We start from the raw sequence: 13,076 nt of genomic DNA on the forward strand, positions 1-13,076 counted from the left end.
GCCGGACATTCAGGAACCCAGTTCGAGCAGGAGTTCCATGCAGATCGCGGTGGCATCGAGGAAGTAGTCGACGCGGAGGTTCTCGTTGGGCGCGTGGTTGGCCTGGTCGGCGTTGGCCAGCGGCAGGCCGATGCTGGGCACCCCGAGGATCCCGGTGAAGGTCCAGTCGGGAAGCGTGCCGCCGTACGCGGGGACCAGCAGCGGGTCACGCCCGGTCACCCGCGAGATGGCCCGCGCCACCCTGGGCGTATGGGGGTTGTCGATCGGGGTCCTGGACGCCGGTACGCCAGAGACCATGGTGACCGTCACCCCGGGGGCATGGACCCGCAGATGTGCGGCCACCCGCTCGAAGACCGTCTGCGGGTCCTGACCCGGCGTCAGCCGTATGTCGACTCCCGCCTCCGCGGTGTCGGGGATGATGGTCCGGTTTACGTCCCCCGTGGTGATCCCGTTGATCGTGAGCGTGGGGCGGTCGGCCAGCCGCTCATAGAAGGACAGTCCGTTGAACGCGGGGTCCATCTCGGTGAGGCCGATGCCCCCGAGGACTTCTTGCAGGTCGAGCGGGAGGGCGGCGAACGCGGCGCGATCGGCGTCGGACAGCGGTTCCCTGCCGTCGTCGAAACCCTCGACGAGGACCCGGCCGCCGGGGTCCTTGAGACTCGCCAGCGCCTGGACCAGCCGCCATGCCGGGTTGGGCGCGACATTGCCGAAATTCCCGGAATGCAGCGGGTGACTGGGACCGGTGGCGCCGATCCGGAGACGGATCATGCCGCGGACCCCGTGCGAGACACACCATTCACCGGACTCATGCACCGAACGGTCGCTCCAGACCACGAGATCGCAGTCGAACAACTCCTGGTGCGCGCGCAGGGTGTCCGCCAGCGTGGGGCTGCCGATCTCCTCCTCGCCATCGAGGAGCACGGTGACCGTGCAGGGGAGCGCGCCGATGTGCTCGTCGAAGAGGCGCAGCGCCTGTAGGTGCGCGTAGTGCTGCCCCTTGTTGTCCCCGGTGCCGCGGCCCCAGATCCGCCCGTCCCGCAGGACGGGGGTGAAGGGATCGGAGTCCCACCTCTCGCGCGGCCCGGCCGGCTGGACGTCGTAGTGGCCGTAGAGCAGGACGTGCGGCGCGCCCTCCGGGCCCGCGCGGTGGCCGACCACCAGCGGCCGGCCCTTACCGACGAGCACCGACGGGGTCAGGCCGGCTCGCTTGACCTCTTCGACGGCGACATCGGTCGCGGCGGGGAAGCCCTCGCCGGTCGCGCTCACACTGGGATGGCTGACGTACGCCATCAGTCCGGCGACGAGTTCGTCCTGGCACCCCTGCACGAGTTCGCGCGGCGTGGCGGGGAGTTGGGCGCGGATCTGGGAAGCGTCGGTCATTCTTGGCCTCGTTCTTTCTGGGCACAGTGGGGCGCGGCGCCGGTCAGGCGGGGTACGGCCGGGCATGCGCAGGGCCGCGCGGAGGGCGTCCGGGGGGTCAGCGCAAGGCGAGGAAGCGGCGGGCGGCCAGCAGGGAGGCGATGCTCAGGGCGCCGGCCGCCATGATGTAGAGGCTGGGCGAGAGGTGGCTGCCGGTGGCAGCGATCATCCAGGTGATGACCACCGGCGCGAAGCCGCCGAAGGACATGACGCCGATGTTGTAACTGAGGGACAGGCCGGTGCTGCGGGTCGCGGTCGGGAATGCCTGGGACATCAAGGCGGGCAGCGCACCGAAGTAGCAGGCCTTCAAGACACCCAGGATGAACATCACCACGCCCATGACCAGCAGCGACGGACTGCCCGACAGCAGCAGGAACAGGGGGTAGATGCTGAGGATCATGGCGATCCCGGCGATGAGCATCATCTTGGTGCGGCCGATCCGGTCCGAGAGATGGCCGACCAGGGGTGTGAGGGTCGTCAGTGCCACGCCGGACACCGCCGCCCCGATGAAGCCGGCGGAGGACGGCAGTCCGAGGACCTCGTGTGCGTAGGTCGGCATATAGATGATCACGTAGGCCACCGCGGTGGACATCGCCAGTGCTCCGATCATGAGGAGCACCGGCAGTTTCTCGTTCCGGAGCACCTGGCGGACCGGGGCCGCCGCGACCTCTCCCGCCGACGCGACGTCGGTGAATTCGGTGGTCTCCGGGACATGCCGGCGGATCAGGTATCCCACCGGCCCGATCAGCAGGCCGACGATGAACGGGATCCGCCAGCCCCAGGAATCCAACTGCGCTCCGGTAAGGCTCAGACTGAGTACGGTGCCGAAGGTCGCGGCCAGCAGTGTCGCCGCGCCCTGCGAGGCGAACTGCCAACTCGCCATGAATCCCCTTCGGCCGGGGTCCTGTTCGGCCAGGAATGCGGTCGCGCTGCCGAACTCCCCACCCGCTGAGAATCCTTGCAGCAGACGGGCCAGCAGAATCAGTACCGGTGCGGCCATTCCGATGGATTCATAGGTGGGCATCACGGCGATCAGCAATGTGCCGATCAGCATGAGCTGAATGGTGAGCAGCAGCGCGGCCTTCCGCCCGACGCGGTCCGCATACGTTCCCAGGACCAGCGCGCCCAAGGGCCGGACCAGATACGAGACCCCGAATGTGCCGAAGGCGATCATCAGGGACACCGTCGGATCACCGGCCGGGAAGAATGCCTTGGAGATCGAGGCCGCGAAGAATCCGTACGAGGTCAGGTCGTACCACTCCAGCATGTTCCCGGCGGTGGCCGCGAGCACGGCACGCCGTGTACGACTCTTGCTGACAGGCTTCTCGGCATCCATCTGATCTGTCTCTCTCAGGGTCGTCACGAGTGTCACTCCCTCGAATCGAGCAGGCGAATTGCCGCGAAGGGCAGCACCGCCGATGGGCGAGTCCGAAGCGGAAAATCGGATCCGGCAACTCGTTGAGCGATGACGTTAGAGCCACCCGACCGTTCGCACAATCGCAACTTCTAGAACACCTGATTGCCCAAAAGGCAACGCACAGCGGATTGCCTCACACCGCGGGAAGGTCCGCCCATCGCGTGATCCCGCCGGGGGCGACACGGGTGCCGTGCCGGGCGGCCAGGGCGGAGACGATGCCGTTCCCCCGCCCGTGTTCCACCGGGGTCCGGCCGTCGGCAGGCCGGGGCACGGACCCGGCGGGACCCGCGTCGGTGACCTCGATACGCAGCGCACGGGACCCCTCGGCCACCGTCCGCGACAGCTGGAGCACGGCCGGCGGGAGAGCATGGGTGACCGCGTTGGTGACCAGTTCCGAGATCACCAGGACCGCGTCCTCAATGGTGGCGGAAGGCAGATTCCAGCCGGTCAGCACGGCCTGCGCCCGTCGGCGCACCAGGCCGACGGACTCCGGGATGTGCGGCAGCGGACAGCGGAATTCGGGCTCCCGCCGCGACATCGCAGACGAGCCGGAGCATTCAGTGGGAACTGTCGCATTCATCGTTTTCCCCTGCCGCAACTGCCTGCGGGGAGGATGCACACCCGAGCGGTTCAAAGGACCTTGGGCGACCGCTGACTGATCGACGAGTCAGCCGTACGAGAGAGGCTTTTCGTCTTACGGTCCGCTCGACCGGGTGAGCCCGCAGGTCATAGGACGAAGGTAGACACCACCCCAGTATTCGCACAATCGCAATTTATAGAACAAATCATTGCCCAGAAGGCAATGCCCTCCTATGCTGGCGGCATGCTGAACAGTCCGGCTCTTGAATACTTCCTCGAAGTGGTCCGCACCGGCTCGGTCAATGAGGCATCCAGGCGGCTACTGGTCGCCGGCTCGGCCATCAGCCGGCAGATCGGAAAACTGGAGCAGGAAATCGGGGTGCCGCTGTTCGAGCGCCGCCCGCGCGGAATGGTACCGAGTGAGGCCGGCGCCCTCTTGGCCGCTTATGCGCGCCGCGCCGCACTGGAAACCGATCAGGTGCTCGCGGACATCCGCGGCCGCGGCCGGCTGGGGACCATTGTCCGGGTGGCCACTTCACAGGGCATCGCGCAGGAATTCCTCCCGCACGCCATGGCCTCCTTCCGCAAGGACCACCCGGGCACCACCTTCCAGCTTCCCGTGGTGCCTCCCTCGCAGGCCACTCGAATGGTTCAGGACGGCACGGCCGACCTCGCCATGACGTTCAGTCTCGCACCCATTCCGGACGTCCGCGTGATTCACGCCCAGCGCGCCCCGATCCAGGCCCTGGTCCGCTCCGACCACCCCCTCGCCGACCGCAACGAAATCCATCTGCGCGACCTCCTCCCGTATCCGGTCGTACTCACGGAGGAAGGCGCCACGAACCGGAGTCTTTTCGACCTCTGCTGCGCGATCGAGGGAATCAGCTTCGAACCCCTGCTGGTCAGTTCCAGCTCCAGCGCCCTGTCGGCCTTCGTGAAAGAGGCCAACGCCGTGTCCATGGTCGGCCACATCAGCGTCCACGGACGCCTGCGCGGCGACGGACTGAAGGCCATCGCCATCCTCAATCCGGAAATGCACCTCCGGACCATCCAGATCCAGGCCATGGTCGGCCGCCAACTCACCGCGGTGGTACAGGAATTCGCCGACCACCTCATCGACCGGCTGGGAGAGACGAGGGTATGACGCCGACGCCCGGGACCGTTGCCCCGCTACTGACCGGTCGGCTTGGCGGGCCCTTTCAGCCCGGGTAGAGGGGGTGCACCGCCGCTTCGCGAGCCTGCGCGAGGCAGCACCCGGCATCCGCGCCTTCACGACTGGCTCGCACCAGGGCTCCACGGCCTGAGCGTCCTGCTCCGGGGAGCCCGCCGGGACGGCCGCAGTGCCACGATCCTGGTGTGGCCGGTGTGATCACGGCGTCGGAGTCGTTTTGATCCATTGCGGGAGCTGGTCACCCTGTAGCTGGATGAGCGTCTTCCCGAACGCGCGGACGTGCCGGGCTTGTTCTTGGGCCGCACTCAGCTCTGTCGTGCGCGGGGGAGCTGCCAGTCGCCGCCGCGGTCCTCCTTCGACCATCGCGCGACGAGGCCGGGGATGCGCAAGAGGCAAGCCAGTGCGGTGACCGCCTGGAAGGCGTCGACAGCGCGCCGGGTCATCGGCATGCCCAGGCGCAGGAGTCGCGGATTGACCTCGGCCTGGATGTGGTTGACGAAGGGCCGCAGCACGGTGTCGTAGGTCACCAGTGCGGTCGGCAGATCGTCCGGGTGCCGATTGATCTCGTCGGCCAGGACGTAGGCGCCGACCAAGCCGCCGGAGATTCCCATGCCGCTGTAGGGGGAAGCACAGTGCGCGGCGTCCCCGGCCAGGACCACGCGGCCCTTGGACCAGGTGTCGGTGCGCACCTGGGCGATCTCCTGGGAGTAGAAGAAGGGGCTGGTCTTCATACCCCCGATGAAGCGCTCGGTCTGCCATCCGGCGTCGCGGAACCTGCTCGCCCAGAACTCCTGCTGACGCTCGACGGGTTCCCGGTGGATCGCCGAGGCTTCCTCGGATTCTTCGCGCATCACGAAGTAGACCTGGGTCTCGGTCGGATTGTGGCTGCGGCGCATGATCTGACGGCCGCCCGGGACCATATAGGTGTCCCGGATGTTGCTGTCGGAATCGATGCGCGGGACGAACCAGTACGCCATGTGGATGCCGACCCGCCAATACGGGTCGAAGCCCTCGGGGAGGACCGCCCGGCGGATGCGTGATCCTTGTCCGTCCGCGCCGACCAGGAGGTCGAACTCGCCGGACGACCCGTCTGAGAAGTGCGCGACGACCTTGTGCTCGTCCTGCTCGAAACCGTCCACGCTCGTGCCGAAGACGTACTCGGCGTCGCGCTTGGTCGCATCGTGGAGGATGCGTACCAGGTCGCCGCGCATGATCTCGTACTCGGACGTCAGTGTCTGGCGGCCCTGCCCGGAGGTGTTGGCCATGATCGTCGCTTTGGCCTTGCCGCGGGCGTCGACGAAGGCGACGCCCTTCTCGTCCACGAGCTTGCCCCGGACGTCGTCGAGGAGTCCCATGCGGCGGACGACCTCGATGCCCTGACCCCGGAGGTCGACCTGGGCACCGGTGGCCCGCAGCGCGGGGAAGCGTTCGGCGACGGTCACCCGGTGGCCGCCCCGCGTCAGCCAGAAGGCCAGCGCCTGCCCCGCGACTCCGCCGCCGGCGATGAGGACTCGTAAGGATCGCGTTCCCGAACCCTGTGTCATGTCCACCACTTCAAAATCTATCAGTGAATGATTCCTTTTCAGAGTTATCTATCAGCGATAGATTGTCAACGTGACGAAGATGAACCGTGAGACCGTGGTCGCCGAGGCGCTCGACCTGCTCGACGAGGTCGGCCTGGACGCCGTCAGCACGCGGCAACTGGCGAAGCGACTGGGCGTCGAGCAGCCCTCGCTGTACTGGCACTTCCGCACCAAGAAGGACCTCCTGGCCGCCATGGCGCAGGCCGCGATGGCGCCCCATGCGAACGCACCGCTGCCGACGCCCGAGGACGACTGGCGCGAATGGTTCCTGGAGAACACCCGCAGCTTCAGGCGCACCCTGCTGATGCGCCGCGATGGCGCACGCCTCCATGCCGGCTCCACGCCCACCGCAGACCTCGACCGGATCCGCCACAAGATGTCTTTCCTCGTCGACTCCGGCGTGCCCGAGCACGACGCGCAGATGGCGATGCTGACGGCCGGCCGCTTCACGGTCGGCACCGTCCTGGAAGAACAGGCGGACTCCGGCCTCGGCGACGGCCCGGACCTACCGGCCGACACGCCACTGATCGATCCCGAATCGGCGTTCGAGGCGGGACTTTCCCTCATTGTGGACGGCTTGACCCCGCGCATCACGGCATAGAAGCCGGACCTGCCTGTCTGCCGCGTCCTGCCCGCGCGAGCCCGCCGTACCTCCGCGGGCCAGCGCGAGGACCATCACCACAAACCATCACCACACACGGGTCACCGCGGAAACCGCTCCGAGGCCCCAGCCCCGCAGGAGACCAGAGCCCCTTGGCGGGAATGCCAACAACGCTCGTGGTCAATACGGAGGAACCGCCCTGCAACCACGTGTACAGGGCCACCAACCGCTTTTGTGCCGTCACCGAATGCGGGCTGCCACCTGCAAAGAGCCCGACTGCGGCGCGGAGTTCACGTCAGCCGGCAGCAGGTACTGCTCACGGCATCGTTACCCGGAGCGTGCGTGCGCCGCCGATGGATGCACTCACCGCTGCCGCGCAGGGAACCGCAGCTGCTCCACCTGCCGAGCAACGTGGCGCGAGTGCACCCTCGGTCTCGCTCCCCCACCAACCACCGGCCATCCCTACCGACCACCGGCCACCCCCACCGACCGCCGGCCATCCCCTCGACACGTTCCACGACGACACCGCCGCCGTCTTCGCCCACGGCACCCGCTACAGCGGCAGCCATTGGGCCATCGGCGTCCAGACCCGGCACGGCGGGGACCTCCTCGGCGAGATCAGGACGACTGCTCGCGGCCCGGAGCACGCAACCCGCGCCGCGACGCAGTGGATCCGGAACCACTGCGAGAGCGCCGGCGACATGGAACCGTCGCCCGCATCAGAGTTACAGACAGGGCGACTGCGCCAGTCACTCGCGGACGCACCGGTGTGGCGCCGGCTATACGTCGGCGCGTTACCGTGCGACTTCTTGCCGATACCCTAAATCTCGGTCGCGATATTGTCATCATTCGCGATGATTCAGTTTCATTTTCTTGACGCCGCCGACCATTTTCTCGTCAAGATGTGTCGCTGTTCTCTTGATGCCGTCTTCGAGTTTGTCGATGACCTTGTCGATCATCGGCGCGGCGGCGTGGGCGATGCCATCCAGGGCGGCCTCGCGGCCGGGCAAGACCCGACGCGGGACGGTACCGGGTCACCTGTACGGGTATCAGCTCGCGCACGGCGTCATCCCTCGCCTCGGGTGGGGGGCGACACTCCAACGGTCTGTCACACCTGCGGACGGCTGCAACTACTCCGGCGTCCGAAGACTCCAAGAGGAGCCCCGTACCGGTCGACGGTGGTGGTGATCGACTCGTGCCCGAGTCGGGCTTGGATCACCGGCAGCGGGACCTTGCCGGTGATGAGCGAAGCATGGGTGTGGCGAAGGTCGTGAATACGCGGGCGCTCAGTGAGGCCAGCGAGGCCGGCAGCGTTCAAGGCGGGCTTCCAGCGGTGGGCGTGGAACACCCCGGAGTGCCAGGCGCCCCCTTCAGGGGCCGTGAAGATGAGGTCGGACGGCTTCTTGCCCAAGCAACGCCGTGGGAACATCTGCACCTGCTCAGGCGTGAGCACCAGGGTCCGCCGTGACTTCATCGCCTTCGGGGCACCGAGGAACGTCCCACCCTCACCCCGCCGCTTCCACGCTCGCTGCACGCGGAGGTCGGCCTCTTGGACACAAACGTGAAGTCCCGGGGCTGCAAAGCCGTGACCTCGCCCCACCGGAGACAGGTGCTCACCGGAGCATCAACATGTCCACGGCATCAGCACGAAGGTGTGCCCGCGGAAGGGCGTACTCCCCGGGTTCGAGGAACACCTCGTCGTCCTCGGTGCCGGTCCCCTTTGGCAGGCGGGTGAGCTTGACCCCGCGGTCGAGACCGACAGTTCCCCGAACCACGGAGCCATGTGGTTATCAATGAACTTCGTGTAGTTCGTTCGGGTGTGGTCGGATATATCCGTCCACAGCCGCACGTAGGCAGGGGCGTATACCAGGAACTTCCCCGAGTCCGGCGCAGGAGACTCGTCCGGGTCAACGAACCCTTCTCCCTTGACCCACCCGGGCGGCCACCGCTGTCCGTGACCGTTGACCAAGTCGCGGCTGCGCTCAGCCGGGTTCGGATCGTCGAAGAGTTCGCTCTGCCAGTCGGGAGCCCCCGGCGCGCCACACCACGGCGTAGGAGCGGTCTCCGGACTTCGCCTCGTCGGTCTTGATGGACGCCATAAGGGTGAGCCTACGGGGCCTCGGTGTGGCGACGGTGTGGCGACGGCCTCGCCGGCGCTAGCGTGATGGCGACCTTTCCGCAGGTCATGGCGATTCAGTTGTAGTGGGGCGGGTGGGACTCGAACCCACGGCCGACGGATTATGAGTCCGCTGCTCTAACCGGCTGAGCTACCGCCCCCCACGGCGCGTCGCGCACATTTGTGCGCGCCGTCTGCCGCAGCATAGCCGCTCATACGATCTGTTGCCCGTGAGGGTTGCCGTCGCGCGACCACGCACGCCCAAGAGGACTTCGATCACGGGTCGTTCGGTTCCATGGCACAAGAAAAAGGGCCCCTTCCGGGGCCCTCTTCTCTCTGCTCCCCCGACTGGACTCGAACCAGTAACCCTCCGGTTAACAGCCGAATGCTCTGCCAATTGAGCTACAGGGGACCGAGCTCCCCCGACTGGACTCGAACCAGTAACCTGCCGGTTAACAGCCGGCTGCTCTGCCAATTGAGCTACAGGGGATTGCTCTGTGTGCCTCGAATGCACCGCAGTCCGGGGCTCCGGACGGCGCGCGTTCGCTGCGACACATACATTAGCGCAAGCAGGGGGGTGCTCCGCCAATCGGTATCGCCTCAGGTCACCTCGGGTGATCTCCGGCCCCGGAGGGTAGGCGCGCGTCACAGCCAGACGCTCGGGTGCGTACCGGCACCGGAGGGGTCCGACGAGAGGAAGGGTGGAGCAATGCGCTACCGGCTCACGTTCATCGCGGGACTGGCCACGGGGTATGTGCTCGGCGCACGGGCCGGCCGGGAACGGTACGAGCAGCTCCGCAAGGCCGCCCAGCGGGTCACGCGGAATCCGGCGGTCCGGAACACCGCGGAGTCCGCCGCGCTGACCGGGCGCGACGCGGCGTCGAAGGCGTTCGGGACGGTGTCGGCCAAGGTCGGCGACCGGCTGCCGGGCTCGGTCAGCGCGCGGGTCCGCTCGCTGCGCGAGCAGCGTTCCCCCGACGAGGACGACTGGGGTACGAGCAATACCTGAGCCGGGGCGCCCGGCGGCCAGCCCTGACGCTGCTCCTATGCGTCGTATGGGGCATCATCTGGGTGCATGGGGATAGTCGCCGGATTGGACAGTTCGTCCGAGAGCACACGGATCGTCGTCTGCGATGCGGACACAGGTGCCGTCATCAGGCAGGGGTATGCGCCGCACCCCGTCGAGAAGGGGCCCGAGGCCGATCCGCAGGCGTGGCTGATCTCACTCGGCGAGGCGGCGGGCCGGGGGCTGCTCGAAGGGGTGCAGGCGATCGGTGTCTCGGCGCAGCCGCACGGTCTGGTCCCGCTGGACGTCGAGGGCAACCTCGTACGCCCCGCGCTGGTGGGCAATGACAAGCGGGCGCAGAGCGCGGCCGCGGAGCTGATCGACTCGCTGGGCGGGCGCAGCGCGTGGGCGCAGGCCGTCGGGGCGGTGCCGCAGGCGACGCATGCGGTGACGAAGATGCGCTGGCTGGCGCGTACGGAGCCGGCGCATGCGGCCCGGATCGCGGAGATCATGCAGCCGCACGACTGGCTGGCGTGGCAGCTGCTGGGGCGTCCCGCGCGGCGTACGACGGACCGCGGCGGGGCCTCGGCGACGGGCTTCTGGTCGGCGGCGACCGAGACCTACCGGCCGGACCTGGTGGAGCTGGCGCTGGGTCATCAGGTGCGGCTGCCGGAAGTGCTGAGCCCGTCGGGGACGGCCGGGTTCACCCCGGAGGGGCTGCTGATCTCGGCGGGTACGGGCGAGACGATGGCGGCGGCCTTCGGGCTCGGTGTCGGGGAGGGTGACGCCGTGGTGTCGCTGGGCGCCTCGGGGTCGGTGTTCGGGATCCATCACGAGGCGCTGGCCGACCCGACCGGGACGATCAGCTCGTTCGCGGACGCGACCGGCCGGCATCTGCCCGTCGTGCACACCAGCAACGCCGTGCGGGTGCTGCGCGGTGCGGCGGAGATGCTGGGGACGGACCTGGAGGGCCTGTCCGAGCTGGCGCTGAAGTCCTCGCCCGGTGCGTACGGCATGGTGCTGCTGCCGTATCTGGAGGGCGAGCGGACGCCGCATCTGCCGCACACCGCCGGGTCGTTGCACGGGATGCGCCGGGAGAGCATGAAGCCGGAGCACATGGCGCGGGCGGCCGTGGAAGGCATGCTCTGCGGGCTGGCGGACGCGCTGGATGTGCTGCGCGGGCGGGGCGTGGCGGTGCGCCGGGTGTTCCTGCTGGGTGCGGCCGCCGAGCTGGGTGCCGTGCAGGCGGTGGCCCCGGGGCTGTTCGGGGTGCCGGTCGTGGTGCCGCAGCCGGCCGACTACGCGGCGCTGGGCGCGGCGCGGCAGGCGGCCTGGGCGTGGGGGGTGGCACACGGCACGCTCACCCCGGCTCCCGGGGCGGAGGCGGGCGCGGGCGGCGGGGCCGCACGGGTCGATCCGCCGCAGTGGCCGGCCGCCGCGAGCCAGGTCTTCGAGCCCGGTGAGGAGCTGCCGGTCGGGCAGGCCGTGCGCCAGCAGTACACGACGGTGCGCGACGAGATCCATCCCGGGGCGTTCCAGCGGTCGGCGTGAGTCCGGCAGCGGCCCGGTAGCCCAGTGGCCCGGTGTTCCGGCGGCAGCAGTCCGGTGTTTCCGCGGCCGGGCAGTCCGGCGCTGCTCCCGCGGGCCGGCGGTCCGGTGTTCCCGCGGCCCGGCCTCCGGCGCTCCCGCGGCCCGGCAGCCCGGTGTTCCCGTGGTCCCGCGGCGCCGTGGCCCGGGTTGTCTCAGTCGAGGTAGCCGCGGAGCTGGTCGGCGAAGGCGTGGTCGCGGAGCTTGCCCAGGGTCTTGGACTCGATCTGCCGTATGCGTTCGCGGGTGACGCCGAAGATCCGGCCGATCTCCTCCAGGGTGCGGGGGCGGCCGTCGGCGAGGCCGTAGCGGAGCTGGACGACCTTGCGTTCACGTTCGCCGAGGGTGGACAGGACCGCGTCGAGGTGTTCGCGGAGCAGCAGGAAAGCGGCGGATTCGACGGGTGAGGCGGCGTCGCCGTCCTCGATGAGGTCGCCGAGCGCGACGTCCTCCTCCTCGCCGACGGGGGCGTGCAGCGAGACCGGCTCCTGGGCCAGCCGCAGTACCTCGCTGACGCGTTCCCCGGTCAGGTCGAGGTGGGCGGCGACCTCCTCGGGGGTGGGTTCGTAGCCGCGTTCCTGGAGCATCCGGCGCTGGACCCGCACCACGCGGTTGATCAGCTCGACGACATGGACCGGGACGCGGATGGTCCGGGCCTGGTCGGCCAGCGCGCGGGACATCGCCTGGCGGATCCACCAGGTGGCGTAGGTGGAGAACTTGTAGCCGCGGGCGTAGTCGAATTTCTCGACGGCACGGATCAGTCCGAGGTTTCCCTCCTGGACGAGGTCGAGCATGGTCAGCCCGCGGCCGATGTAGCGCTTGGCGACGGAGACCACCAGACGCAGGTTGGCCTCGATCAGGCGGCGCTTGGCCATCCGGCCCAGCACCACCAACCGGTCGAGATCGTGGGAGAGTTGGGAGGAGAGGTCGGGGGTGGTGGTGAGCTTCTCCTCGGCGAAGAGGCCGGCCTCGACGCGGCGGGCCAGCTCGACCTCCTCGGCGGCCGTGAGCAGCGGGATCCGGCCGATCTCGCGGAGGTACTGGCGGAAGAGGTCGGCGGACGGACTGCCGGCCTCGGGGCGCGGTGCCGGCTCCGGGACGATCTCCGCGATGATCATTTCGGCGGCTGGCGGTTCGGCCTGCTGGGGCACGGCGAGCGGGTCCGGGACCTGTTCCGCGAACGGCTCCGGGAACGATTCCGCTTCGGGCTCCGCGTCGGATTCCGCTTCGGGTTCCGCATCCCGTTGCGCGTCCGGTTCCGTGACCGGCTGTGCGGCGGGCGGCGCGTCGGCGAGGGTCTGGGTCTGCACGGGGGCGACCTCCAGGGTGATCGCTGCTGAGGCGGCAGAAAGGTCGGGCACGGTTGCGGCATGGCCGCTGTCCGCCCCGAACGTCACAAGTGGTTGTGCGGGGGATTCCGGCGCGGTGCGACCGGGCCCGCCGCGCTCCGAGGACTCAGGCACCGCTTCTCAGTGTGGAGTACGACACACTCCCGCCACGAGGGGCGTGCGACCACTTTTTGAGTCCGGTCCGTGACCGGACGGCTACCGCGGGGAGTGTCCGGGGGTGTTAGGAGGCCCCGCAGGGCGCTCCAGGG

At 68.7% G+C, this 13,076-nt stretch carries 11 protein-coding genes and 3 tRNA genes; 4 read left to right on the plus strand and 10 right to left on the minus strand.

Annotated elements, in window-relative coordinates:
- Positions 1 to 9: 9 nt before the first annotated feature.
- The 3 genes from ACGFR7_RS31260 to ACGFR7_RS31270 form a co-directional block, all read right to left on the minus strand.
- A complete protein-coding gene (locus ACGFR7_RS31260; RefSeq protein ID WP_393325672.1) occupies positions 10 to 1,380 on the minus strand; it encodes a M20/M25/M40 family metallo-hydrolase in 1,371 nt (456 codons plus the stop codon).
- 97 nt (positions 1,381 to 1,477) lie between these two features.
- Positions 1,478 to 2,782: an MFS transporter gene (locus ACGFR7_RS31265; protein ID WP_393325673.1), complete on the minus strand. Its 1,305-nt coding sequence runs from the start codon at positions 2,780 to 2,782 to the stop codon at positions 1,478 to 1,480.
- Positions 2,783 to 2,969: 187 nt separating this feature from the next.
- Positions 2,970 to 3,416 carry an ATP-binding protein gene (locus ACGFR7_RS31270; protein WP_393325674.1) on the minus strand — a complete coding sequence of 149 codons (447 nt, stop codon included), beginning with the start codon at positions 3,414 to 3,416 and terminating at the stop codon, positions 2,970 to 2,972.
- A 243-nt stretch (positions 3,417 to 3,659) separates the two neighbouring features.
- On the opposite strand from ACGFR7_RS31270, the gene ACGFR7_RS31275 reads away from it, so the two are divergent.
- Positions 3,660 to 4,559 (plus strand): LysR family transcriptional regulator, encoded by a 900-nt coding sequence (locus tag ACGFR7_RS31275; RefSeq protein ID WP_393325676.1) that lies wholly within the window; start codon positions 3,660 to 3,662, stop codon positions 4,557 to 4,559.
- A 332-nt stretch (positions 4,560 to 4,891) separates the two neighbouring features.
- Here the strand turns inward: ACGFR7_RS31275 and ACGFR7_RS31280 are convergent, their stop codons facing one another.
- Positions 4,892 to 6,130, minus strand: coding sequence for an FAD-dependent monooxygenase (locus ACGFR7_RS31280; protein WP_393325773.1), 1,239 nt, complete (start codon positions 6,128 to 6,130; stop codon positions 4,892 to 4,894).
- A 79-nt stretch (positions 6,131 to 6,209) separates the two neighbouring features.
- On the opposite strand from ACGFR7_RS31280, the gene ACGFR7_RS31285 reads away from it, so the two are divergent.
- Positions 6,210 to 6,770: a TetR/AcrR family transcriptional regulator C-terminal domain-containing protein gene (locus ACGFR7_RS31285; protein ID WP_393325775.1), complete on the plus strand. Its 561-nt coding sequence runs from the start codon at positions 6,210 to 6,212 to the stop codon at positions 6,768 to 6,770.
- 845 nt (positions 6,771 to 7,615) lie between these two features.
- Here the strand turns inward: ACGFR7_RS31285 and ACGFR7_RS31290 are convergent.
- From ACGFR7_RS31290 to ACGFR7_RS31310, 5 genes are all read right to left on the minus strand, one after another.
- A complete protein-coding gene (locus ACGFR7_RS31290; RefSeq protein WP_393325678.1) occupies positions 7,616 to 7,780 on the minus strand; it encodes a hypothetical protein in 165 nt (54 codons plus the stop codon).
- A gap of 98 nt (positions 7,781 to 7,878) precedes the next feature.
- Positions 7,879 to 8,244 (minus strand): tyrosine-type recombinase/integrase, encoded by a 366-nt coding sequence (locus ACGFR7_RS31295; protein WP_393325680.1) that lies wholly within the window; start codon positions 8,242 to 8,244, stop codon positions 7,879 to 7,881.
- A 729-nt stretch (positions 8,245 to 8,973) separates the two neighbouring features.
- Positions 8,974 to 9,047: transfer RNA gene (locus ACGFR7_RS31300), tRNA-Ile, on the minus strand.
- A gap of 178 nt (positions 9,048 to 9,225) precedes the next feature.
- Positions 9,226 to 9,298: transfer RNA gene (locus ACGFR7_RS31305), tRNA-Asn, on the minus strand.
- A gap of 5 nt (positions 9,299 to 9,303) precedes the next feature.
- A tRNA-Asn gene (locus ACGFR7_RS31310) sits at positions 9,304 to 9,376 on the minus strand.
- Between the two features lie 219 nt (positions 9,377 to 9,595).
- Between ACGFR7_RS31310 and ACGFR7_RS31315 the strand changes: the two genes are divergently transcribed.
- Positions 9,596 to 9,895: a YtxH domain-containing protein gene (locus ACGFR7_RS31315; RefSeq protein ID WP_393325681.1), complete on the plus strand. Its 300-nt coding sequence runs from the start codon at positions 9,596 to 9,598 to the stop codon at positions 9,893 to 9,895.
- 66 nt (positions 9,896 to 9,961) lie between these two features.
- Positions 9,962 to 11,443 (plus strand): FGGY family carbohydrate kinase, encoded by a 1,482-nt coding sequence (locus ACGFR7_RS31320; protein ID WP_393325683.1) that lies wholly within the window; start codon positions 9,962 to 9,964, stop codon positions 11,441 to 11,443.
- A gap of 191 nt (positions 11,444 to 11,634) precedes the next feature.
- Here the strand turns inward: ACGFR7_RS31320 and ACGFR7_RS31325 are convergent, their stop codons facing one another.
- The gene (locus ACGFR7_RS31325) at positions 11,635 to 12,876 is read right to left on the minus strand and encodes an RNA polymerase sigma factor (RefSeq protein WP_393325777.1); all 1,242 of its coding nucleotides are present in this window, start codon (positions 12,874 to 12,876) and stop codon (positions 11,635 to 11,637) included.
- Between the last annotated feature and the right edge of the window lie 200 nt (positions 12,877 to 13,076).

It is taken from the genome of Streptomyces sp. NPDC048516, assembly GCF_043199875.1.
Classification (GTDB): Bacteria; Actinomycetota; Actinomycetes; order Streptomycetales; family Streptomycetaceae; genus Streptomyces.